The sequence below is a fragment of the Candidatus Amarolinea dominans genome (genome assembly GCF_016704685.1).
Lineage (GTDB): Bacteria > Chloroflexota > Anaerolineae > SSC4 > Amarolineaceae > Amarolinea > Amarolinea dominans.
In genome coordinates this window covers 1-21,440 of record NZ_JADIZS010000007.1, presented here as the reverse complement: position 1 = coordinate 21,440, position 21,440 = coordinate 1, and the positions used below count along the sequence as shown (strand labels likewise).

At 62.5% G+C, this 21,440-nt stretch carries 26 protein-coding genes; 8 read left to right on the top strand and 18 right to left on the bottom strand.

Features of this window, described 5'->3' with window-relative positions:
• Nucleotides 1-1,429 precede the first annotated feature (1,429 nt).
• The 5 genes from IPF85_RS06405 to IPF85_RS06385 form a co-directional block, all read right to left on the bottom strand.
• Nucleotides 1,430-1,612 carry a hypothetical protein gene (locus IPF85_RS06405; RefSeq protein WP_343407245.1) on the bottom strand — a complete coding sequence of 61 codons (183 nt, stop codon included), beginning with the start codon at nucleotides 1,610-1,612 and terminating at the stop codon, nucleotides 1,430-1,432.
• A gap of 319 nt (nucleotides 1,613-1,931) precedes the next feature.
• Complete coding sequence (locus IPF85_RS06400; protein ID WP_343407244.1) at nucleotides 1,932-2,093, bottom strand: hypothetical protein; 162 nt, start codon at nucleotides 2,091-2,093, stop codon at nucleotides 1,932-1,934.
• Nucleotides 2,094-2,533: 440 nt separating this feature from the next.
• Entirely contained in the window at nucleotides 2,534-2,959 is a 426-nt protein-coding gene (locus tag IPF85_RS06395) for a hypothetical protein (RefSeq protein ID WP_343407243.1), read from the bottom strand.
• Nucleotides 2,960-3,495: 536 nt separating this feature from the next.
• Complete coding sequence (locus tag IPF85_RS06390) at nucleotides 3,496-3,933, bottom strand: SdrD B-like domain-containing protein (RefSeq protein ID WP_343407242.1); 438 nt, start codon at nucleotides 3,931-3,933, stop codon at nucleotides 3,496-3,498.
• A complete protein-coding gene (locus tag IPF85_RS06385) occupies nucleotides 3,930-4,454 on the bottom strand; it encodes a hypothetical protein (RefSeq protein ID WP_343407241.1) in 525 nt (174 codons plus the stop codon). The genes IPF85_RS06390 and IPF85_RS06385 overlap by 4 nt, the downstream gene beginning before the upstream one ends.
• Before the next feature lie 597 nt (nucleotides 4,455-5,051).
• Between IPF85_RS06385 and IPF85_RS06380 the strand changes: the two genes are divergently transcribed.
• From IPF85_RS06380 to IPF85_RS06370, 3 genes are read left to right on the top strand one after another with little or no spacing between them, the layout of a single operon-like run.
• Nucleotides 5,052-5,321, top strand: a complete 270-nt coding sequence (locus tag IPF85_RS06380) for a hypothetical protein (RefSeq protein WP_343407240.1) — start codon at nucleotides 5,052-5,054, stop codon at nucleotides 5,319-5,321.
• 57 nt (nucleotides 5,322-5,378) lie between these two features.
• Nucleotides 5,379-5,516 (top strand): hypothetical protein, encoded by a 138-nt coding sequence (locus IPF85_RS06375; RefSeq protein WP_343407239.1) that lies wholly within the window; start codon nucleotides 5,379-5,381, stop codon nucleotides 5,514-5,516.
• Complete coding sequence (locus IPF85_RS06370) at nucleotides 5,494-6,411, top strand: alpha-amylase family glycosyl hydrolase (protein ID WP_343407238.1); 918 nt, start codon at nucleotides 5,494-5,496, stop codon at nucleotides 6,409-6,411. The genes IPF85_RS06375 and IPF85_RS06370 overlap by 23 nt, the downstream gene beginning before the upstream one ends.
• On the opposite strand, the gene IPF85_RS06365 is transcribed toward IPF85_RS06370, so the two are convergent.
• The 9 genes from IPF85_RS06365 to IPF85_RS06325 all read right to left on the bottom strand — a co-directional run bounded on the left by IPF85_RS06365 (nucleotide 6,396) and on the right by IPF85_RS06325 (nucleotide 15,906).
• Nucleotides 6,396-7,385, bottom strand: coding sequence for a hypothetical protein (locus IPF85_RS06365; RefSeq protein ID WP_343407237.1), 990 nt, complete (start codon nucleotides 7,383-7,385; stop codon nucleotides 6,396-6,398). The genes IPF85_RS06370 and IPF85_RS06365 overlap by 16 nt on opposite strands.
• Nucleotides 7,386-7,432: 47 nt before the next feature.
• Nucleotides 7,433-7,663, bottom strand: a complete 231-nt coding sequence (locus IPF85_RS06360) for a hypothetical protein (protein WP_343407236.1) — start codon at nucleotides 7,661-7,663, stop codon at nucleotides 7,433-7,435.
• An 877-nt stretch (nucleotides 7,664-8,540) separates the two neighbouring features.
• The gene (locus IPF85_RS06355) at nucleotides 8,541-8,675 is read right to left on the bottom strand and encodes a hypothetical protein (protein WP_343407235.1); all 135 of its coding nucleotides are present in this window, start codon (nucleotides 8,673-8,675) and stop codon (nucleotides 8,541-8,543) included.
• Between the two features lie 7 nt (nucleotides 8,676-8,682).
• Complete coding sequence (locus IPF85_RS06350) at nucleotides 8,683-9,315, bottom strand: TaqI-like C-terminal specificity domain-containing protein (protein WP_343407234.1); 633 nt, start codon at nucleotides 9,313-9,315, stop codon at nucleotides 8,683-8,685.
• A gap of 16 nt (nucleotides 9,316-9,331) precedes the next feature.
• Nucleotides 9,332-11,362, bottom strand: a complete 2,031-nt coding sequence (locus IPF85_RS06345) for an Eco57I restriction-modification methylase domain-containing protein (protein WP_343407233.1) — start codon at nucleotides 11,360-11,362, stop codon at nucleotides 9,332-9,334.
• 41 nt (nucleotides 11,363-11,403) lie between these two features.
• Complete coding sequence (locus IPF85_RS06340) at nucleotides 11,404-12,219, bottom strand: hypothetical protein (protein WP_343407232.1); 816 nt, start codon at nucleotides 12,217-12,219, stop codon at nucleotides 11,404-11,406.
• A complete protein-coding gene (locus tag IPF85_RS06335; protein WP_343407231.1) occupies nucleotides 12,216-12,728 on the bottom strand; it encodes a hypothetical protein in 513 nt (170 codons plus the stop codon). Before IPF85_RS06335 ends, IPF85_RS06340 begins: the two co-directional genes overlap by 4 nt.
• 120 nt (nucleotides 12,729-12,848) lie before the next feature.
• Nucleotides 12,849-14,339: a helicase-related protein gene (locus tag IPF85_RS06330; RefSeq protein ID WP_343407246.1), complete on the bottom strand. Its 1,491-nt coding sequence runs from the start codon at nucleotides 14,337-14,339 to the stop codon at nucleotides 12,849-12,851.
• A 424-nt stretch (nucleotides 14,340-14,763) separates the two neighbouring features.
• Nucleotides 14,764-15,906, bottom strand: a complete 1,143-nt coding sequence (locus tag IPF85_RS06325; RefSeq protein WP_343407230.1) for an SNF2-related protein — start codon at nucleotides 15,904-15,906, stop codon at nucleotides 14,764-14,766.
• An 88-nt stretch (nucleotides 15,907-15,994) separates the two neighbouring features.
• Between IPF85_RS06325 and IPF85_RS06320 the strand changes: the two genes are divergently transcribed.
• Nucleotides 15,995-16,303 carry a hypothetical protein gene (locus tag IPF85_RS06320; RefSeq protein WP_343407229.1) on the top strand — a complete coding sequence of 103 codons (309 nt, stop codon included), beginning with the start codon at nucleotides 15,995-15,997 and terminating at the stop codon, nucleotides 16,301-16,303.
• Nucleotides 16,304-16,760: 457 nt separating this feature from the next.
• On the opposite strand, the gene IPF85_RS06315 is transcribed toward IPF85_RS06320, so the two are convergent.
• The gene (locus tag IPF85_RS06315) at nucleotides 16,761-16,919 is read right to left on the bottom strand and encodes a hypothetical protein (RefSeq protein WP_343407228.1); all 159 of its coding nucleotides are present in this window, start codon (nucleotides 16,917-16,919) and stop codon (nucleotides 16,761-16,763) included.
• A 209-nt stretch (nucleotides 16,920-17,128) separates the two neighbouring features.
• Between IPF85_RS06315 and IPF85_RS06310 the strand changes: the two genes are divergently transcribed.
• Entirely contained in the window at nucleotides 17,129-18,412 is a 1,284-nt protein-coding gene (locus IPF85_RS06310) for a DEAD/DEAH box helicase (protein ID WP_343407227.1), read from the top strand.
• Nucleotides 18,413-18,433: 21 nt separating this feature from the next.
• Here the strand turns inward: IPF85_RS06310 and IPF85_RS06305 are convergent, their stop codons facing one another.
• Nucleotides 18,434-18,940 (bottom strand): MFS transporter, encoded by a 507-nt coding sequence (locus IPF85_RS06305; protein WP_343407226.1) that lies wholly within the window; start codon nucleotides 18,938-18,940, stop codon nucleotides 18,434-18,436.
• A gap of 23 nt (nucleotides 18,941-18,963) precedes the next feature.
• Between IPF85_RS06305 and IPF85_RS06300 the strand changes: the two genes are divergently transcribed.
• Complete coding sequence (locus IPF85_RS06300) at nucleotides 18,964-19,146, top strand: hypothetical protein (protein WP_343407225.1); 183 nt, start codon at nucleotides 18,964-18,966, stop codon at nucleotides 19,144-19,146.
• A gap of 237 nt (nucleotides 19,147-19,383) precedes the next feature.
• Here IPF85_RS06300 and IPF85_RS06295 read toward each other — a convergent pair whose 3' ends face one another.
• Nucleotides 19,384-19,848 (bottom strand): hypothetical protein, encoded by a 465-nt coding sequence (locus tag IPF85_RS06295; RefSeq protein ID WP_343407224.1) that lies wholly within the window; start codon nucleotides 19,846-19,848, stop codon nucleotides 19,384-19,386.
• A 515-nt stretch (nucleotides 19,849-20,363) separates the two neighbouring features.
• Here IPF85_RS06295 and IPF85_RS06290 point away from each other — a divergent pair.
• Together IPF85_RS06290 and IPF85_RS06285 are read left to right on the top strand one after the other, a co-directional pair.
• Nucleotides 20,364-20,798: a hypothetical protein gene (locus IPF85_RS06290; RefSeq protein ID WP_343407223.1), complete on the top strand. Its 435-nt coding sequence runs from the start codon at nucleotides 20,364-20,366 to the stop codon at nucleotides 20,796-20,798.
• The gene (locus tag IPF85_RS06285) at nucleotides 20,783-21,097 is read left to right on the top strand and encodes a hypothetical protein (RefSeq protein WP_343407222.1); all 315 of its coding nucleotides are present in this window, start codon (nucleotides 20,783-20,785) and stop codon (nucleotides 21,095-21,097) included. The genes IPF85_RS06290 and IPF85_RS06285 overlap by 16 nt, the downstream gene beginning before the upstream one ends.
• A 149-nt stretch (nucleotides 21,098-21,246) precedes the next feature.
• Here IPF85_RS06285 and IPF85_RS06280 read toward each other — a convergent pair.
• A partial coding sequence (locus tag IPF85_RS06280) for a hypothetical protein (RefSeq protein ID WP_343407221.1) occupies nucleotides 21,247-21,440 on the bottom strand: 194 nt, incomplete at its 5' end.

Here is a 21,440-nt window from a genome sequence, read left to right as displayed (position 1 = left end):
TGTACGTAACGCCGACCGTTATTGCGGCCTGTTGAGAGAGCACGCTGAACTGCTCCGCCGCCAGCGCGCGACTAACCGATGCGCTCCATCTGGCTCATTGGGCAGATAGTTCGTGGTCGAGGCCTCGCCGCTTTCCAGTGTCCAGCCGCGAGGAAAACCGACCCGTTCACGTCCTCCCAGCTCGGATTGGTCAACAGACCGGACGGACAGAAGCCCACCGGAAGAGCGGCGGCCCTGTCGTGTTCGGGCTAGCCGGAAGTTGCGGTGGGGTTCCGGCTTTGGTTGGTGTTGAGGTAGGGGTTCTGGTTTTGGCTGGTGCTTGGGGTGGGGTTCTGTAGCCGTGGTCAGTATTATGTCTTAGTTACGTCGCTTTCGTCAAGCTTCCCAACCAGTTGCTGTTTTCGTAGATTTTTATTCGAAAAACTGTGATGGACAGACAGATCAATCGAGCCAGACCACGTCCCTTGCACCGTTTCGTTGCTATGGGTCGCCGGTGGCAATAATTGTGCCATCCACCTTGACGCTTCACGATTCGGCCGTGGAATTCCAGCCTAATGAAGTTTACTGACCATTTGCTGCAGTCGGCCGAGGGCCATGCCTCGATGATCCACTGCACGCCGCTTGCTGCCGGGGCAGCTTAAAATGATCCTGGCACTCCCAGGCCCAATCCCGCCCAAATCAGCAGGATCCGACCCGCGCCAGAATTCCAACCAGTGATATTGTTCGCGTTGTACACAAATGACTCCTTTGATTTCTCCCGGTATTCGCTTCGATACCAGGTTACACCGATTACCAAGCTCCGTCACTTGTGTTTGGATTGATGAAAAGGGTGTCAATCTGGCAGCTTCAGCCTCGACGATTATTTTCCTAACTCCATTCTGTGACAGTGAACTCCCACTGCCAAGAAAATCGCCAACTTTGAAAAATTAGCGGAGGGCAAGGCAGAAGCGCAGAGAGGTAACACAAACCATTATAAAATCAAACCCTATTGAAATGTGTAGGTATAAACTCACAATTTCCTCTTTACAGGGCCTTCATTTCTTGTGTCATCATCAACCGCCGATGCGCATCAGGGGTAAGAAGAGTCAGACACTTTACTGGTTGCGCGTGGATACCCGCCCGATCATTTGACCGGAGGGCAGCGCCCAGCCGGTAGAAATAGGCCTTGCCTGCGATGGCTGACTCCATCCACCCATTCGTAGCTGGCGCTGCCAATCGCGTCGCTGGCAACCGGCGCGCTGGTCAGCCGTTGGTAGATGCCGTCCGCACCAATGGCGCGCCAGACGTGGGAATTTCAACCCTACCGCGCGCCGGTTGCAGTCTGCCAGGCCACCTCACGCAATATCGGCCAACCGGGTTGCGGCAGCAAAGTCAACGACCCGGCACCGCCGTGGGGTTGATGAACGAAAATTGAGTGTTCAGGATCGCTCTACCCAAGCGCCAGGTACGCGGTGGTCAGGCTGGTCGCCAATGAGGAGTAGCCGGGCGGCCCTGCAGGAAGGCGACCGCACACCGCCCTGGCGGCAGGCTGCGCGGGTGTACAGGCCGCTGGCAAAGCCGCCTGCCGGCCCGGCGTCACTACATCGCCCACCCCAGCCCCGCTGTTCGTCATACGCAGATTGACCTTGTTCGGTCATCTGTCGCCCTTGTCGTAGATACCACTGCCGTTGCTGTCCAGCCAGGCAATACCTTCCACGGTGACGACCGGCGCGGTGGTAGCCAAAATCGGCGCTGGGCACCGCGCCGCCGTCCGCCAGGTGACGCTGAATGGCTGAGCCTGGTTGTTGTGATCCGCGCCGGGCGAGGCCCGCAGCGGCTGTCACCATGTAGCCGTTCAGAACCCCAGCTGGATCGGCCACGGACCTGGTAGGCGCCGCTTGCCAAACCGGTGAACGCGTAGGCTCCGCCCGCTCCGCTTGTCGCCGTACGAGTCACAGCACGTCGTTCTGCAGTTTTGGCGTCACCCCTGCCAGCCCATGTCGTCGCTGCTTTGCGCTGTAGAGGCCGTCGCCATCGTTGTCTATCCACACTTGATTCCCGATCAGCCCAACGCTGGTCTGTGTGCGTACGTAGTACCCGAAATCGGCCAACACGCTGTTTTCCCCGTTCGCCAGGACGACGACATACGGTCACTCTGGCTGTTATTATCGGTAGTCCGGTTGGCCCAACGAACTCTGGTTATAGTCAGCAGGTCGCCGTTGGTGTCGCTGATGTGAACCAGTAAAGCGACCGGACGGGACGCCCCGGAAACGTCAATTCTGTTACCGGCGTCCAAGACGGCATTGTCGTCACTGTCGCCAGGATCGGTTCGCCCGCATCCCAGGCGTCGTTTTCGTTGCTGTCCAGGATTATGTCCACCGTGACTCCCGCCAACGGTCTGTCGCCAGCGCCCAAAACGCCATCCTAACTGTTGGCGCGTCGTTGAAGACCAGGTTGCTGATACTACCCAGAGGGGCTGACATCTCCGCGGCATCGCCGTAGCCCAGGTTCACGCGAGGCGTCTGATCGCCCGCCGCCACCGTGAACGGCGCCCCTACCGCCACGGTAGCCAGTAAAACCTGTCGGCGGCGTCGGCGGCGCCACGAGGTAGGCGCCAGGCGCGACGCCGGCAGAAAACGACCGTTGGCACGGTCTTCGCGGCAAAAGGGTCGCCGCCGCCGATAGGCGTTGCGCAAATCGTCGATTGGGAACGCCCGGCTCTCTCCCTGTTGCTGACGTCCGTCGCGCAGCCATCGAACCGGACGCTGTCGCCGACAATGGCCTGGTTGGGGCCGGGCGGGAGGACATAACCAAAATCAGCATTGCGCCAGACCTGACCGTCAGTCAGCGGCAAGGCCGCCAGATCCGGCAGGCTCTGCGGCCCGCTGGATCTAGCGGCGCCGCTGGTCGCGCCGGGGAGTGTCCCGATATCCACGAAGTAGACGGCGGGCGCCAGCTTGGCTGAACAGAAAGCCGCCATCGGCGCTGGTGACGCGTGGCGATCAGCGCATCCAGGCCAGATTTCCAGTGTGCCATTGCCATTGCTGTCGCTAGAGGGTCAGCGGGCACATTGGGCAGGCCTGGCTCGCCGATGTTTTGAATGCCGTTTTGATTGGCATCGTACCAAACCCGGTCGCCCAGGGCGCCCCAGCCACCAGCCCGGCATCCCAGCTGGAATCGGAGCTGCCGGCCGCCAGCGTGATGATCGCGGTCCGCCGGTGTCAGGATCGGCGTCGCTGTCGAGATCGGCGTTACCGCCCATGCACGGCGTGTAAAGCCATAGCCATCCAGCAACTCGAACTGAATGATGTAAACGCCAGCCGGTAGCCCGCCGAAGGCGTAGTAACCATTTTCGTCGGTCAATTGCATATCCACCAGCGACTGCTACTGCGTCGTACAGGAACACGCCGACATCGGGCGTGCCTGGTTCACCGCCATCCTGCACGCCGTTGTGATTGCGGTCGTACCACACGCGGTCGCCCAGCGAAGCGGTCAGGTGAAGCCCTGCGCCCCAGGTCAGGTCGGGCTGGCGCCGAGGGTAAAGACCGGCGTCTGCCCGACAGAGGTCGGCGTCGCTGTCCAGCGCCGGATTGGCGCCCTGGTTGGGTTGTGTGAACACGTAACTGGTCGGCGCCACAAACTCCAGGTAATAATCGCCTGGGGTCCGCCAAGAAGCGGGCCGCTGGCCTGGGAACTGGTGGAATCGAGCAGCACGCCGACAGCGCTGAACAGATTGACCTGAACGCTGCCGAGACCGCTTCCGCCGGCGCTCTGCAAGCCATCGCCGTTGGCGTCGTTCCAGACAAGATCGCCGATCTGGTACAGCCGGCAGGGCGTCACGGTGCGATTGCCGCGGGTCCGGGAGCCGGTGTAGTTGGAACCGCCGTTGCCGGTGGCGCCGGCCGTGACGGAGCCTTTGTAATTTTCGGGTGCCAGCCTGATCGTTGTTGTCATAGGGGATTTTGGGTGTTCCCGTCCACCGGTTTGACGCCGACCGCGTTGTAGTTCGTGCTGAAACTGGTGTAGACCGCGGCCGCCCAATTCCAGGTAAGGGTGATGCCCGGTTGATCCACGGTGAAGGTGGCGGTCCAGGTCACGGGGCCGGTGCTGCCCGGAAAGCCGCCGGCCGGGACCGTCAAGGCCAATCCACCGGCAAAGACATTGCGGCTAAAATTCCCCGGCGAGACACGCGTCACCCACTGCTGCGTGGCGCTGTCGAAACTGGTCGTTGTGGTGCTGGCGGCCGGGTCGAAGATGATGCGGGCGTCGGGCGCCGGCAGGGTGTAGGGCGTACCGTTGGCGGTAAACGACACCGTGGCCTGCCGGGCGTAGACCGTGGTGAGGTTGGCGCCCATGCCGCTGATCTTCAGACGGCTGACGAACCAGAGGGTGTTGCCGGCCGCGATGGCGGTGCTGTTGAAGGTGGTGCTGACGGCCCGTTGCCGTATCGCACAGAGGAACGAGCGGCTGAGCAACCGCGCGTGGGGTATGGTGGAGGGGCATCCCTGGCTGTAAAACGAACACCATGACGAACGTCACGGTCACTGCGCGCATCCATTGTTTCATGGGGACACCTCCGTGTCACGCACCAGGCGCGCAGCACTGCCGGCAGTGCGGAGCGCGTCTGGTCGAATCTGCGGGGGAACATAACTGCCCAGGCTGCGCCCCGCCGCAGTGAAACGATTGAAAAACTGCGCCTGATGGGCGTACCGCCGGACAACAGGATTAGTACACGGATCAACACGGATTCACACTGATCGTTTTCATATCCGTGTCCATCGGTGTTAATCCGTGTACCAGCAATCTGCGTTGACGTCACGCCGGTCGGCGCAGGCCGACCTTGCGGCGGAACGCCCCTTCGCCCCGAATTCATTCGGCGGCCGCAGCCGCCAGCGCTGGTCTTGTTTGGCTGGACGGGTCTGCTGGCGTATAATGACATGGCGCCGGAGGCGCGCAAGGCGAGGGACTCTCGAACGTTGGGGGATGTTGGGGGGCGATGGGGGAGTATATCTTACCATGACCGCCCAACTCGATCAACTCGACCGCGGCCGATATACTATCAGAGACGCCATGTGCGCCTCACCTGGAAAGAAACGAGATATGGCATTCGATACGCCAAAAACTACCGTAACCTGGTCATCTACGAAGTCTACGTGCGCAATCACGGCCCCAACGGCGCCTTTGCCGATGTAGAGGCTGACCTGCTGCTGGCCAGCATGGGCGTAGACGTTGTCTGGTTCATGCCCATCCATCCCATCGGCCAGCTCAACAAAAAAGGGCACCCTGGGTTGTCCATACTCTATTCTGGATTATCGTGCAGTCAACCCCGAATATGGTACTAAAGACGACTTTGCGCCTGATCGCTGCGGCCCATCGCCTGGGCTTGAAGGTGATGATTGATGTCGTTTACAATCACACCGCACGATTCTGTGCTGGTGCGCCAGCATCCCGACTGGTATCATCAGGACGCCAGCGGCAAACCAATGACGACCGTGCCGGATTGGAGCGATGTGATTGACCTGGAAGCATCCCAATGAGGAACTGGCGCTGTACCTGATCACCACGCTGCAAATGTGGGCCGAGTTTGGGGTGGATGGTTTTCGCTGCGACGTGGCTTCACTGCTGCCGGTTGATTTTTGGCGCCGAGCGCGCGCGGCCGTCGCGCAGGTCAAACCAGGCGTGATCTGGCTGGCGGAGTCGGTGCATGCCGCCTGGGTGGCCCACCGCCGCTCCGTGAATCTGAGCGGACTCTCCGACGGTGAGCTGTACCAGGCCTTCGACCTGACCTATAACTACGACATCTGGCCGGTCTGGCAGGCAGCCGTCTTGGGGCAGGCGTCCGTGGCGTGCTATCTGGAGATGCTGCGCTTTCAGGACGCCATCTATCCAGACAATTTCATCAAGCTGCGCTGTGTGGAGAATCATGACCAGATGCGCATCATGCGTCTGGCGCCATCGCTCGACCAGGCGCTGGCCTGGACTGCGTTCGAAGCGTTCAACCGCGGCGCGTTCCTGATCTACGCGGGGCAGGAAGCCGGCGCCACGCACACGCCATCGCTGTTCGACGTGGATAAGGTGGTTTGGGGAGACTACGCCTGGCAGCCGTTCCTGACCACGCTGGCGCGGCTCAAGAAACATCCGGCGCTGACCACGGGCCAGTTCGTGCTGACGGCCGCCGAGCCGCTGATCCAGGCGGCCTGGCAGGGTGAGGGCGGCAATCTGTACGGTCTCTTCAACGTGGGGGCGGAAGCGGGCCTGGTGCAGGCGCCGCTGCCCGCCGGCGACTACGTGGATCTGCTGAGTGGCGCGACCGTGAGCGTGCGCGACGGCCAGATGGACATGCCGGCCAGCGCCGTCGTGCTTGCCTACGCCGAGGTGCTGTCCCTGCAGCCCTTCCACTCACCCCTGCTCGATTTTCATCTGCCCGCGTGAGCCACAATTCGGACACTTATCAAATTCTCGTTCCTAAGCGCCCAAAAATACGCCAGGGCGCGGCGCAGGCTGGTCTCGAAATCAGGCGGGTAGCGATGTCTCATACCGGGATGCAGTTCCAATTCACAGGGGAGGTTGTGGCCCCGCAGCGCGGCGATAAGCGCTTGGGCGTGAGGCAGGCACGATTGATCGGCGTCGCCGATGATGACGTACGTGCGCGTGCCGGTCTCCGCGAGGCGCGGCAGCAGTGGCGCCCAGGCCGATAATTCGGGCAACCAGGGGCCGAGCAGGATCAGCCCGCGCGCGGGAAAAATCCCTTCCAGCACCGACCACAACGCCTGCCGTGCGCCCATCGAAAAACCAGCCACGACACACCGGCTGAAATCAACGCGGGGATGCTGGCGCAAGGTCTCGGCGTGAGTGCGCATCTCGGCCGTGGCAAGCGCAAGGTCGTTCCACACAAAGGCATTGGGGCCGGCCATCTGCGATGATTGCGGGAGCGCAACGCACCAGCCCGCCGCGGTCAGCGGTTCCCAGGCCGGGGCCGTGTCGGCCACGTTGTGCTGGTTGCCGTGTAAGGCCACCAGCAAGGGCGCGGGCGTGGTGACGGGCCACATCAGGCGCAATTCGGGTTGCGCCGTGCGCTGGGCCGCCGCCTGCTGGCCGCGACAGATGTCGAGGAGGCGCAGGAATTCGACATGATCCCGCAGCGTGAGCAGATCCTCATCTGCCAACATCTGGTCGAGTTGCTCCAGTAGCCCTGGGCCAGGGCTTCGGCAAACAGGCGCAGGGCCAAGGTCTGACTGTCCGCTGAGATTAGGCCAGGCAGATGCGAAAATTGTGCTGATCTGTCCCGATTCCAGGCCCTGCTGTTGTACCTCGGCCGTCACGAAAGCATACGCTTCCGCATAGGCTTCCTGCTCATAGAGCTCCAGGGCCGTTTCCAGGACATCATCTTGCGTCAAGGCGGTCATCGAGTCATCTCCTGGGAGTTGAATGTCACGCTCGACATCGTCTGCGGTCACGCTTCACCCCGTAAGCTGGCCAACTGGCGTTCGACCGTGCGGATGCCGTCAACAGCCAAGTCCCAATCTTGATGGTCATTCTCGACTTCGAAGGAATACCCGAGCGTCTTGACAACCTCGGCCGCCTCGAACTCGTCCAGGGTTATGCCGTATTTTTGCCGAAAGAGACGATCCGTCAATTGGTAGCGCGCCAGACGGCGGCGCAACTCTTGTTCGGCGAGACGCACCACCTGCTGCTTTGGCGCGCGCCCGGCTCGAGTGAGTTCAGAACGCTGAGCAATCGGTTGGGTAGTTCAACTTGTGGCATGGGGTCACCTCCGTATGGCTGACCAGACATAGCCAGAAAACATTGACCAGGCGACCAATCTCCGCTTCTCACCATTACCTGTGGTGATCACCAGTATAGCCTGGCTTCAATAGGTGGCGCTCTGCAGGCGTCGGGATCGTTGAGCCGAAGAACCAAACGGTGACGTCATTCAACATTGCGTCCACTCTCAGCACCGACGACGTGAAATGCTGGGCCCCGCTCTGTAAACGAGGGTGAAAAGCTAACAGACCCTCATGGATCAATGCAATCATTTGGTCCCCTGGCGATGGTCGCAAACAAGCGAGGCAGAGATTGATGTCTTCCGACGCCGCCATGCTGAAGGGGCTGCACGTGTCGTTGCTCGAACGGTGGGGGCACCCCCCCCCCACCCTTCCCCCTCTCCCACCTATCCCCGGAACACCGGGGGGAGGGGGCCCGGCCGAGCCCACCTGGTCAGGGTTGCGCCTGAGCAGATGAGAATGTGCTCGAGCCGCTCCATCTCAGCGACGCTTTGCTCTGTCTCGCTCGGTGAGCTTGCCTCGTTGAGCGCCAACAGCCCGGCGCTGCATCTGATGCGTGGTAGGCGAGAACATTTTCCAGGCTTGGGTTGGGCAGAAAGTCCATGATTTCGGAAGACGTCTCGGCACCGGCGTCTTCCGCAGACCAACTCAAGCAGAGCCAGCGGCGTGGCGCGGTTCCATCAAATGGCCGCCGGACTGGAATGCCGAAACGATCAGGCATCTCCTGAATTGATTGTAGCACGCTCCACCTGACCTGCCAAGCGTTGCGGACCACACTTACCCACCCTCCACGATCCTGATCTCCGCCGGCGTCAGCCCGTAGAGCGCATAGACCAGGCGGTCAATCTCCGCTGCCAGCGCGCTGACGTCGGCCGCGGGGTTCGTGGCCCTGGCGGCGAGGATGGCATTCACGAGGTCTTCAATCGGCTTTCGGCTGTCGGTTTGCACAATCGGTAGCTGTGGAAACATACATGGGCTTGAACTCATAGAAGCCGCCTTGCCGAGAGGCAGCAGTTTGGCGAATGTACCACCACAGCACTTTCGAGTTCAGAACGCCAAGCAAGTAGTGAACCCAACCCGTGATACAAAACGACGTCTTGTCATTCGTGATGAACCCTTCGAAGTCAGCAGCATACTCAACATGCTGGACTATCGCTGGTATTACAATCTTGGATTCCGCAAACTCGCTCCAAAATGCGCACGACCTCAGCTCCCAGAAGAAACGTCCTTGGTCATCGCGGTGAATCAAAGCATCTCGATAGGGCCGTAGATGTTGGTAGATAGCGGGGTAGGCCGTAGCGAAGGTTCTTTCTGCATCATCCCTGGACTCGCCCGTCCAGGGATGACGCTTGTTCTCCGATGACTCGATCTTGATCAGGTATTGGTCGGCAAACTGCACCCGCCAGCGTTTGACATCGCGTCCACGCAAAAAGGGCTTGAGTACATCAACCGACGACGGATGTTCGGCAATCAAGCGGTCATGCGTGGCACGATCCACGACCATCGCCTCATTCAGTCCGGTGATGATGCCACGGTAAAGCCTGCCGTTCACGTATTCCCCCAACGGCCTACCCGCCCGGCGCAGTTTTCTCCATGAGGCGCAGCACCGAGGGCATTTCCAGCCGCCAGCCGTCGGGCGTCAGCTCGCGCTGGGCGATCAGGAAGCTGCTGGCGCGGAAGGTGTCGGCGAAGTTGTCCAACGCGGCGCCGGCTTGCCAGGTCAGGGCGCGGGTCTGGCCGTCGCCCGGGGCGCGGCGCCGCGCCAGGATGATGCTGGGGTAGGCAATGGCGGTAAAGACCGGCGCATCGCCGAAGTCAATCAGTTGCTCGATGCACATCTGGCCGGCCAGATAGCCGCGCAGCTTCTCGCCATAGCCGGCGCGGAAGTACTTGTTGGACGAGATGTAGGTCAGCACGCCGCCGCCGGCCAGCAGGCGCAGCCCCCGCTCGAAGAAATAGACGTACAGGTCGGCCGTGCCGGTGTAGCAGGCGTATTGCTTTTGCAAAAGCGGCTTGAGCGCCCCAAGCTGTTCCTGGCGCACGTACGGCGGATTGCCGATCACAATATCGAACCCCTCCGTCACGCCAAACATCCACTCCGGGTCGAAGAAATCGGCGTGCGCGTTCTGGTCGTAGGGGTCCCACGCGGCCAGTTGACCCGCGGTCTGGCTGCCCCAGCCGTCCTGGCGCAGGAGCGCGGCCAGCTCGCCGCGCAGGCGCTTGTCCTCCCCGCGGTATTTCTCTTTGGTGGCCTGGGTGCGCGCGGCGAAGTGACGCCGGCGCACCTCGGCCAGCTCCCGCTCCTTCCGCTCCACGGCCGGGTCGCGCAGCGCCATCTGCTGCGGCCGGGCGATGCCGATCAGCGTGTTGGCGGCCACGAACTTGGTCTCCAGGTTGGGCAGCGGCCGCACACCGCGGTTGGGCCGGGCGTCGTCCAGCCTCTGGTCCACCACCAGGGAGATGAAGAAGCGCAGCTTGGCGATCTGGACGGCGATGGGCTGGATGTCCACGCCGTAGATGCAGTTCTCGATCAGGTAGAGCTTGCGGCCGTAGTCGTTGAAGTTGTGGCTGAAGACCTGCTCGATCGAGGCGATGGCGGCCTCACGCGAGGCGCTGTCAGGAATCTCGGCCGCCTTGTCCACCTGCCGCGCCTGCCAGCGCACGTTGCCGGGGTCCAGCTTGCCCAGCAAAAAGACCAGCTTGTGCAGCACGCCCATGGGAAACGCGCCCGAACCGCAGGCTGGATCGAGAATCCGCACGCGGTCAATGGCCGCAATCAGCGTCTCCACCTCGGCCGGGCCGAACTGATGCGCCTCCTGGTTGTAGGCCAGCAGATGGCGCAAGCGATCCGGGAAATCCGGCTCCTCGGAGAAACCCGGCTTCTCGAAGAAGCCGGGTTTCTGGCTTTTCTGGTCTTGCGCCAACGCCGTCTCCAGGTAGGCCAGCAGGCTCTCGTCCACCATGTACTCCACGATCGGCCGCGGGGTGTAGAAGGAGCCGGTCTGCTTGCGCGCGCTGGCGCCGGTCTCCGGGTTGTAGGCCGCCAGCAGGTTCTCGAAGACCTTGCCCAACAGCTCCGGGTCGAGCGCGATCTCCTCCTCGATGGGCGTATTCTCCTCGATGGTGAACTTGTAGCTGTCGAAGATGCGCAGCAGCCCGCGCACCGGGTACTTCTTGTTGCGGGTGTCGAAGACCGCGTTCAGATCCACCTCACGCGGCTCGGCGAAGAAGAGAGCGTCGGGCACGGCCAGTGGGTTGTCGCCGCGGTCGGAGAAGCCGTCCACGCGTACGCCCTGCGCCGGCCGGTCGAGGCATTCGAACAGGCCGCCGTTGAGAAAGGGAATGTCGGCAAACAGGCCCAGCGCTGCCGCGGGGTCGGTGAAAAGGCTCTCGTAGCGGTAGAAGGTGGGAATGCCGTAGTGCGCATCCTGGCCGGCCGGGTTGCGGCTGCGAAAGCAGCGGCCCGCGCCCATCTCGGTGTTGAGCGTGGCGAAAAAGAGGTTCTGCAGAATCGCCTTGTAGTAGGTGCTCTGCTTGGGATCGTTCCATCGCAACAGCGGCTGCAGCGTTTTCTGGTCGAAAAGCTCGCCCGGCGCCAATCCTTTTTCCTTGATGAACCAGACGAAGATCAGCCGCGTGATCAGGCGGATGACGCTGACCGCGTGGTAAACCTCGGTCTCCCCTCTCCCATCCTCGGAGAGGGGCGGGGAGGGCCTGGAAAAGTCACGTTCTGAACGGCCCAGAAATACCAGTTGGCGACCTCGCGGAAGAATTTCTTGTTCAGCTCGCTGGTGTCCAGCGTCTGCTCCCACGCGCGCTGCAATTCCACGAAATTGGTGACGCCGTAGCGGGCGGCCAGGTTAGGCAGGGCCAGGTCGGCCAGGATATCCACATGGGCGCGGTGCGGGTCCGCGGCGCGGATGTCCTTGATCAGCGTGACCTTTGCCAGCACGTCGCGGCCCGCGTCGCGCTGGTTTGTGCGGCGTGCGATGATGGCAATCGTCAGGTTGGCGCCGTAGCGGAAAATCACCAGCGCGGGCATGGGGAACAGCCGGTTGATCTCACGCGTGGCCGCGGCCAGTTGCGAGCGCGTGTAGTGGCTGCCGGTCAAGTCCACGGCAAAGAAAAGATAGGACTGGATGTTGATCCTGTCCACCACCGTGTTGCTGAACAGCGCGCCCTGCGCGGCGACGACCGGGCCGATCTCCTCGCCGGTCACCTGCAGCAGCAAATCCACCGCGCGCCAGTCGGCCAGCAGCGCATTGGCCGCGCGCAGGCGACCCTGCGGGTCGAACTGCGCCTGAAACTCGGCCGCGGTGTTGGGGCTGAGATCCAGGCGCTTGTCCGAGCGATAGCCGAGCGTTTCCAGCAGGGCGCGGGTCGCGCCGGCCAGCGGGCGCTGTGCGCAATCGTGCAGCGCGGCGATGATAGCGTGTTTCAGCGCGGTGTCGGTCATGGTGTGCCTCCTGGGTCCATCAGACTTGCAAAGTCTTCAAGTTTGATGTTACTGTTTCCATATTTGCTCCATTTCCCATCGTCGCAACAGAAGATGCGACGCGTTTTCAGGTTCCTACCCAGTTGAGATGCGCGCCGCTCCACCGCGTGAATTCGCCCCAACGACTGAAGCCGCGTAAGTGGTGTGGCTCCGCGCACCCCAAGCTCATCTGAGAACATATCGGGCAACCAGCGCCAGTTTGTGCCAAGAAACTCCTGCAACCTGTCAGCGTGTTGGCGCTGCAGGTGAACGGCGGCCGTGTAGAGGATCTTCAGCGTCCGGGCTGCCGAGAGCGTCAAATCCTGGATGGCAGCCGGAATAGATGCGGCATAATCCGGGTGTGCCAGGAGCAGGGCAATCAAGGCCGTTCGCACCCGGCTGGAAGGCTGGCGCACCAGGTCAGCCAGCAGTTTGTGTTGAGGGCGCGCTTCCGCCCCTTCGACGTGATGCCGGCGCGAGAGGTAGCGCACACCCAGTTGTTCTAGCTCGGCAACCAGTTGTTCTTCAGTTTGGAGAGAGGTTTGTGAGGTAGACATTCGTGAGATGATCTCATGTATTAATCACGGCTTGGCTGATTGTATCACAAGCGTTCATACTCCGGCAGTCTGCTTGACCACCACCCACGTCACCAGCTCGAACTCGGTCTGCTCTGTCACCTGCTTGCTGAGGCCGGGCAGCACGGCGTCGCGGCCTTGCAGCAGCAGGCCGGCCGCGCGCTTGCCGAAGCCGCGCTGCAACGCAACCAGCGCCCGCCGCAGCAGATCGTCCACCGCGGCCATGTCGTTGCCCTGCTGCGTCTCCTGATCGAACAAGCGACACAGCGCTTCGTAGGGCTGCGTCCTGCCCGCGCACAGCGCGCGCAAAATCTCCAGGATCTGCTTGGGGTGGGTAAAACTGAAGCGCACTATGCCGTCGTTCAGGATGTAGACCAGGAAGTAGGGCTGCAAGGGGTTGACCGTGTCGCTGCCGCCAACGCCCGCCTGGCGCAGGCAGAAGATCGCGCCCGGCTGGATCACCGGGAAATCAGGATGCGGCGGGACCACGGTAAAGAGGCCCAGCGGCGCGTCGTGCAGCGCCTGGCGGTTGGCCTCGATGTAGCGGGTCAGTTCGGCGCGGAAGTCGTCCAGCGTGAAGTCGGTCAGCGCCACGCTCTCGCTGAAGTCCTCCAGGTCGAGCACCTCCTCGCGCAGGCGCTTGAGCTGGCGATCGCGGTACTTCAGGTCCTCGGTGATCAGGTCTTCCAGCTCTTCGACGTTGAGCAGGTTGTCATCGGCCGTGGCCGACAGGTCCACCAACGCCATGCGCGCCTCGACACGCACCTTGAGCGAGATGTACTTGTCCAGGTCTTGCGTCGGCCAGAAGTTGATCAACTGCACGGCGTGATGAATGCTGCCGATGCGGTCAATGCGCCCAAAGCGCTGGATCACCCGCACCGGGTTCCAGTGGATGTCGTAGTTGACCAGGGTGTCGCAGTCCTGCAGGTTTTGGCCTTCGGAGATGCAGTCGGTGGCGATCAGCAGATCGATCTCGCCCTCCTGGGGCATGTCCCGCATCTGGGCGCGGCGCTTGGAGACGGGCGCGAAGTTGGTCAGGATGGCGCTGAAGTCGTTGCGGCCCAGGGTGGTGCGGTTCGCGGCGCCGCCACCGGTGACCAGGGCCACGTGCAGGCCCAGTTCCTGCCGCGCCCACGCGTGGATGGCATCGTAGAGATAGACCGCGGTGTCGGCGAAGGCGGTGAAGACCAGGACCTTGCGGTTGGGCCGGCCAGGCTTGTCGGTGGTGGGCGCGTGCGCTTTCTGGCTGATCAGCCGCTTGAGCTCGGCCAGCTTGGCGTCGCGGTCAGGCGTGATCTCGCGCGCCGACAGCTCCAGGATGTGCAGTTGCTGGCGGTCACGGCGCAGGTCGGCCAGCCAGCGGTCGAGGTCAAGATGCGCCAGCTTGAAGCGGGCCTTGCTGACCTCCAGCGCGGCGGCCAGCTCTTCGTCGTCCACGTCCTCGACCGCCAGCTCGTCGAAGTCCAAATCCGGGTTGGCGGCCTGGAACTGCTGAAAGCGCTGGATGCGCGCCTTCAGGTCGTCCATCTTCTGGATGGTGCGCTTGAGGGTCAGATCGAAGGCATAGACCGAGCTTTCCAGGCGCTTGAGGAAGTTGACCTTCATCATGCCGATCAGGTAGTTCTCGCGCGTGGCCTGGCTGAACTGGGCCACGCGCTCGGTGGCGTATTTGGCCTGCTGCTCCGGCCGCACATAGCGCGAGGGGTTGAACAACGATAACTGGTAGCGCTCGATCTCGTCGTTCAGGCGGTCGTAGGACATGAACTCATCGTGCAGGTCAATCGCGGGATAGACGGCCAGCGGCTTGCGCCGTTCGGGAAAGCCGCCCAACTGTGCCAGGCTGGCGCGGTAGAACTTCTGCACATGCCGCCGCGAGCGCGCGATGGTCAGCCCGTCCAACAGCTTGAAGAAACCCGAGCTCAGCCGCTCCAGTAGTTCGCTGGTCTTGCGCTCACCGCGGCGCGTGGCCCAATCGTTGAAGGTCAGTTGCGCCACGCGCAAGGTTTCCTGGATGCTGCCAATGCCGAGGGAGGCGTGCAGCGCGTCGTCCTGGTTCTCGGTGATGAAGTAGATCTGGTTGCGCAGGTCCTTGAGCGTGTTGTTGACCGGCGTGGCCGAGAGCAGCAGCACCTTGGTCCGGACGCCGGCCTGGATGATGTCCTCCATCAGGCGTTGATAGCGGCTGCGGCTGATCAGCGCGCCGCTCGTCCTTGCGCCCCGGCGCATTGTTGCGGAAGTTGTGCGACTCGTCGATCACCACCAGGTCGTAATTTCCCCAGTTGAGCGCGGCCAGGTCCACATCGCCGGAGTGGCCCCCGTCGCGGCTCAGGTCGGTGTGGCTGAGCACCGTGTAGCGGAAGCGGTCGCGGCCGAAGGGGTTGAGATCGCTGTTGTTGTGCGCCTGGTAGACGGTCCAGTTATCGCGCAGTTTCTTGGGACAGAGCACCAGCACGCGCTCGTTGCGCAGCTCGAAGTACTTGATGATCGCCAGCGCCTCGTAGGTCTTGCCCAGGCCCACGCTGTCGGCCAGGATGCAGCCGTTGTAGGCCAGCATCTTGTTGATCGCGCCCTTGACGCCGTCCTTCTGGAACTCGAACAGCGCCTTCCAGATGTCGGTGTCCACGATCTGCTGCTGGATGGCCAGCAGGCTGCTCTGCGCCTGCTCGGAGAGGTAGGCCTCGAACAGATGAAACAGGGTCTTGAAGTAGATGAACTCCGGGGTGTTGTCCTGGTACAACTGCGCCAGGTAGGCCAACACCTCGTCGCGCACATCTTCCACCAGGCGTGTGTCGTTCCAAAGGGCGTCGAACCAGGCCAACAGGTCCTGGCGGTCGCGGCGGTTGTCCACCACCAGGTTCAGCTCGATGTTGTTATGGGCGTGCGCCAGCCCCAGCCCGCTGAGCGTGAAGTTGGAGCTGCCCAGGATGGCCTCTGCGACCGTCGTCCCGTCGCTGCCGCGGCCTGTGGCAATGTGGACCATCTTGCCGTGCAGCAGGTTGGCCTGGCGAATGGAGCGAATCTCGACCTTCTGGCGGATCCACGCGGCGCAGGCGCGCGCGGCGCTTCCCTGTTGCAGCCGGTTGCTCAGCTTCAAACCGCTGTCTTCGATCCGGTAGGCCTTCCTGTCGGTCCTGCCGGGTCCAGCGTCCTGACAAGCGCGGCTCGCCAAACAGAAAGCGCACGTGTTCGATGGTATCGAGCCGATCCTGCAGGGCGGCGTAGGCGTAAATGGTGAAATAGGCCGACACGAGGGAGAGGGTCGAGCCGGGCTGGATCTTCTCGCGCAGAAATTCGCCAACGCTGCCGCGCTGAAAATTGTCGCGCAGGCCCGACTGCGGCAAATCAAGGCCCTGCGGCATCTGCTCAAAACTCATGCTGGTTATCCTCGCGGCCGAGCCGCCGCTGGTCGTTCTGGTGGATGGCGTTGGCGGCGCCTGGGGGTGAGTATCGCCGAGGATGCCTGTGGCGCCGGCAGTTATTGTATTGGGTGACGCCACAGGTGTCAAATGCGGTGGTTCGACCCGGTTCGCGTTATGTCACACTGGCGGCGATGACCGGCGGTCACGGTCATTCAACGCAGGGCGGTAATTTCCCAATTTGGCTGCGCTGTGGCATAATGCGCCCTCTTGTCCGCCGGAGTGCGGCAAGAGGTAATCGAATTCTGTTTTGATCATTCCAACGGGTTGCCTGACTTATCATGGTCAGGCGCTTTTCTTGTCCGTGGCAGGCTCACGCGCGACAGCGGGTGGGCCGAAGATGGCGGTAGGGGCACGTGCGGCGCAGCGGAGTCATCGAAACAGCGAGTAAATCGGCTGAAGAACAATAAGATAGAAACGAGAATTGAATAAGCGTCCGAACATCGCCCCCGCGGGCCGTCGAACCAGGCGGTTAGAAAATTCTCGTTTCGCAAAGTAGAGTGAAAAAACGATGACATCCGAATTCTCGCAGTTAGACCTGCATCCGCAGTTGGTGCAGGCCGTAGAAGCGCTGCTTCACCACGCCCACCCCATTCAGGCCGCCTTGATCCCCCTCTTGCTGGCCGGTCACGACATCATTAGGCCAGGCCCATACCGGCACAGGAGAGACCGCCGCCTTTGGCCTTCCCATGCTCCATCATCTGCAGGCTGACTATCACGCCGTCCAGGGCCTGGTGGTGGTGCCGCGCGTGAGCTGGCGATCCAGGTGGCCCAGGCGTTGCACGACTACGGTCAGCAGCGCGGCGTGCGCGTCCCTGCCCATCTATGGCGGTGAAGTGTGCGCCCGCCAGATCAACCGCCTGCAAAAGGCGTTGACCTTGTGGTCGGCACCCTGGTCGCTTGCTCGACCTGATGGAGCGCAAGGTGCTCGATCTGAGCCGGGTGCGTGTGGTAGTCCTGGATGAGGCCGATGAAATGCTGAGCATGGGTTTCATCGAGGACATCGAGACTATCCTGGCCGCCACGCCGACCGACCGCCAGACCGCGCTGCTGTCCGCGACGCTGTCGCCGGAGATCCGACGCCTGGCCGACCGCTACCTGCGCGATCCTCGTTCCGTCACCACCGAACGCGAGCAGGTGACGGTGGCGGCCATCGAGCAGCGCACCTACCTGGTCAACAACGCCGAAAAGCTGGCCGCCCTGACCCGCCTGTTCGAGATGGAACCGATCACCAGCGCGCTGATTTTTGTGCGCACCGCTGAGCGGGTGAGTTGGCGGCCGAGCTTTCCACCACGCGGCTTCCCGGCCGAGCGGAGCGGTGAACTGGAGCAGGATGAGCGCGCAGCGCGTGCTCAACCGCTTCCGCCGCGCCAGCCCAAGGTGCTGGTGGCAACCGATGTGGCGGCTCGTGGCCTGGACATCGAGAACATCTCGCACGTCTTCAACTTCGATCTTCCCGAAGACCCTGGAAATCTATGTCCCACCGCATCAGCCGCACCGGCCGCGCGGGCAAGACCGGCATCGCCATCTCCTGGTGACGCCGGCCGAACGCTGGCGCCTGGGCCGCATCGAAGGCTTCACCAAACAGCGCATTTCAGCCGCAACACTGCCCACGGTCGAGCAGATCGAACAGCACCCGAAGAGCAACTGCTGGAGCAGGTGACGGTCTGGCTGAAGCGGGGACGCACGGGCGGCGAACGTCGCCTGGCCGCACCCTGGTGGACGCCGGCTACGATCCGCTGGAAATTGCCGCGGCCGCTACGCCATGTGCGCACCGTCGAAGGCCAGCGCTCGATTCTGCCGATCACCGAGGTGCAGGAACGACGCCCGCGCCACGCGCGAGGTAGAGATGCGATCTGGCGAGATCAGGCCGGGCGAGCAGAGCGGTCGCCCACGACGAACGCAAGGCGCGCCCGAAGTTGGCATGGTCAGCCTGAACTTGAGCAAAGGACGGCTGCACGGGGTGCGCCGAGCGATGTGGTGAGCACCATCGCCTATCATGCCGACATTCCCGGTCACGCCATCGGCAAAATTTTCATCAGGACCACCACACGGTGGTTGACGTGCCGGAGCGCTTTGTCATCCAGGTGCTGTCCAAAGCGCACAACTTCCGCATCAACCGCCAAACCATCACCGTCGAACGCGCTTGAGGGCATGATCTGCACTGGTCAGATACCTGTGTAAAGAAAGAGATGACCCTCTGCCCTAACCCGCCGCTTCCGATTTCAGCCTGCGCCCCACGCCGAGCAGATAGAGGAGGACAAAGCCACCCAGGCGCAGTGCGCTGGCGATCAGCTGGCCCCAACCGAGACTGAAATGATCGGCGAGCCAGAGTGCCGGTGAGCGGCGCCAGAAACATGGCGGTAAAGACGGTCGTTTGGTAAAGACCGATGTAACGCCCTGGTTCTGCGGCGGGCAGGTGTCGAGCATGATGTCGAAAAAGACCAGGTCCACGCCGGCCTGAAAAAAGCCGTTGATGCCGGCGTAGATCGCCAGCGGCCCTGTGCTGTGCGTCAGCGCGGTCAGGAAGGGGTAGAAACTGGCGCCGAACGCGCAGATGAGCAATACCCGGCGTTCGCCAGTGCGCTTTGCCAGGCGCGTCCACAACAGATAGGCGACCAGCAGCACGACGGTCTGCGCGGTGTTGATGAAGCTGATGGTCATGTCCGACGCTTTCAGTTCGCGCACCAGTAGAGTGCGCAACAGCGGCATGGCCCATGCTCAGGCCGGAGAAGATGAACTGGCTGGCCGTGAAGCGCAGGAAGTCAGGTATTGGCGCAGCACGCCAAGCTCCTGGCGCCAGGGTGAGCCGCGACCGCTGGCGCGGGCGGCGCTTCCTTGTCCGGCAGGCTGATGCGGATGGAGAAGCTGAGCTGACCAGCCCGCCAATGGCCGAGATCAGGAAGATGATCTGGTAATTGAGGGGAAATCCAGTGTTGCAGGAGTTGACCGGCCAGCAGCACGGCCAGGGCGATGACCCAGGCCCAGGGTTGACCAGCGTTGACTCATCAGGGCGACGCGGCCGCGGCCCGGCCACCTGACCCATCACCACGGAAAAAGCGACCGACACCACCGTTTGCGGCAGCGTAGCCAACGCCCAAATGCCGACGATAATTCAGGCACATGCTGATCGAACAGATAGGTGACCAGGCCGGTCAGCACAGCAGAGAGGACGAACAGACGGGCGCGAAAACCAGGGCACCACCTGGCGCTGGCGCGAGAGAAGCGCCGACCTGGAATGCCAACAGGATGCCGGTCAACGCAGGCATGGCGGTGAGCAGGCCCACCATGAAGTTGGATGCACCCAGGCGCACCAGGAAGACCGAGAGAAAGGTGCCGATGCCCGCAGCAAAGCCAACCCCGATGCCGTCAATCAAGACATTCTGGCGATTGCGCGCGGCCAGGTCATCAGGCCCGCGCAGCCAATGGCGGGAGCGTTCGAGCAGCGATGGATTGCGGGGCTGATAGCCGTCGGGGGCCTGATTTTCGTCCCAGTGCCCCGGTGGGATGCCATCCGGGTGGCGTGGTGGCGTGTGGATGATGTAGCACGACGTGACATGAGCTGTCTCTATGGATCGAATGATGGCGCCCGGGAGAGCAGCCTGCGAGTGCGCCAGCACGGTGGTCGATCTGTCGTTCCGCCGGCGGACGCAACGCAGTGCGCGGCGGCGCCGAGCCTGCACCTATTGCGATCAGCATGGCATCCTCCTTGCGGCGTTTGCTGGGCGAAAGCGCACGGTTGGCGCCGTGACCCGCAGGGCTGTGCAATAGCTCCCATAACGCCAGTCGCTCGGCGCCGAGCGGGTGCAGCGTCTCCGCCAGCGCCAGCCAGGCTGCAGTGCAGCGCCAGGGAGATGCCATGCCGATCGTTGAGCGCCTGATAGCAGCAGGTCAGTGGCCGCAGGCAGGGTGTTTGGGCGTTGGCTTGGCATACCCCATCATACCACAAATGGTCATCCTCGCTGTGGTGCAACATCCGTTGCGCTGACGGCAAGTCACAATCAGCGCCGGACATGTCACGAAATGTCACCTCTTGACCAGGGCGTGCGTGCATAATCCAGCCATGTCCTGTTGTTTTGTAGTTAGATGGGCGTAGGCCCGCATTTTGTAAGTTTCTGCAAGGAGATCCATACTGATGAAACGCTTGCTAATTTCGTTGTTCCTGTTGTCCCTGCTGCTGACCGCTTGCGGCGGCAGCTCTGCCTCGCCAACCGCGGCGCCCCCCGCCGCCACGACCGCGCCGGCTGCCACAAGCGCAGCAGTTGCCACGACCGCGCCGGCTGCCACGCCGGTTCCTGCGGCCACCCGCTGCGCCTGCGCCCGCGGCGACCCCAAGTCCGCCATCATCGCGGCCATCCAAAAACCAGATGAAGGCGGCCCCTATCGCACCACGACCAATATCGTGTCCGACAGCGGGACCATCGAGATGACGGGCGAGATTGTGCCGCCCGACAAGATCCATACTGTGATGAAGATGGCCGATTTCGAAAATGAGAACATTTTATCGGCGAACAGGGATGGACGAAGAAGGAAGGTGTATGGGAAGTGTCGCCCGTGTCCGGCAGCATGATCCTGGAACGGTCGGCCTGCTGGCGACGGAGGACTCGGCTCAGCAAAACGATCAGCAATGTCCAGGCCGTCGGTACCGATGAGGTGAATGGCGAACGGGCACGCGTCTACACCTACACCTCTACCTATATCTTTGGCGAAGCCGGCGCCGATCAAATCATCAGCCAGGTCAAGCTGTGGGTGAGCGAGAAACGGGGTCTGCCGGTCAAGCGAGATCGAAGGCGGGGCTGGCGGGATCAAATCCAAGACCGTACAGATAATCGAGGTACGATGCGGCGATCACCATCAGACCACCGATAACTGACCCCGAATGATCCAGGGGCAAGCCGCCGAATGAATTCCGGGGCGAAGGGGCGTTCCGCCGCCGGGTCGGCCTGCTGACCCGGATTGCGTCCACGCAGGCGAAAGAGACCGCCGAATGAATTCGGGGCGAAGGGGCGTTTCCGCCCTTAGGTCGGCCTGCGCCGACCCGGATTGCGTCCACGCAGAGGCCAAGCAGGCGCGCGGGCCGGATGGCGATTCGGGGCGAAGGGGCGTTCCACCACCAGGTCGGCCTGCGCCGACTCCGGTTGCGTCCCACGCAGGTGGACGCCCGGCGGAACGCCCGTGAGGTGCGATTTCAATCGCCAACCGGCGGAACGCC

Bases quoted from the DNA above. Each gene is read 5' to 3' on its own strand.
- IPF85_RS06405 (WP_343407245.1), bottom strand. From the start codon at position 1,612: ATGACGAACAGCGGGGCTGGGGTGGGCGATGTAGTGACGCCGGGCCGG.
- IPF85_RS06395 (WP_343407243.1), bottom strand. From the start codon at position 2,959: ATGGCGGCTTTCTGTTCAGCCAAGCTGGCGCCCGCCGTCTACTTCGTG.
- IPF85_RS06390 (WP_343407242.1), bottom strand. From the start codon at position 3,933: ATGACAACAACGATCAGGCTGGCACCCGAAAATTACAAAGGCTCCGTC.
- IPF85_RS06375 (WP_343407239.1), top strand. From the start codon at position 5,379: ATGTCGTTTACAATCACACCGCACGATTCTGTGCTGGTGCGCCAGCAT.
- IPF85_RS06365 (WP_343407237.1), bottom strand. From the start codon at position 7,385: ATGACCGCCTTGACGCAAGATGATGTCCTGGAAACGGCCCTGGAGCTC.
- IPF85_RS06340 (WP_343407232.1), bottom strand. From the start codon at position 12,219: ATGACCGACACCGCGCTGAAACACGCTATCATCGCCGCGCTGCACGAT.
- IPF85_RS06330 (WP_343407246.1), bottom strand. From the start codon at position 14,339: ATGGACGACCTGAAGGCGCGCATCCAGCGCTTTCAGCAGTTCCAGGCC.
- IPF85_RS06315 (WP_343407228.1), bottom strand. From the start codon at position 16,919: ATGGGAAGGCCAAAGGCGGCGGTCTCTCCTGTGCCGGTATGGGCCTGG.
- IPF85_RS06305 (WP_343407226.1), bottom strand. From the start codon at position 18,940: ATGCCGCTGTTGCGCACTCTACTGGTGCGCGAACTGAAAGCGTCGGAC.
- IPF85_RS06300 (WP_343407225.1), top strand. From the start codon at position 18,964: ATGAACTGGCTGGCCGTGAAGCGCAGGAAGTCAGGTATTGGCGCAGCA.
- IPF85_RS06290 (WP_343407223.1), top strand. From the start codon at position 20,364: ATGAAACGCTTGCTAATTTCGTTGTTCCTGTTGTCCCTGCTGCTGACC.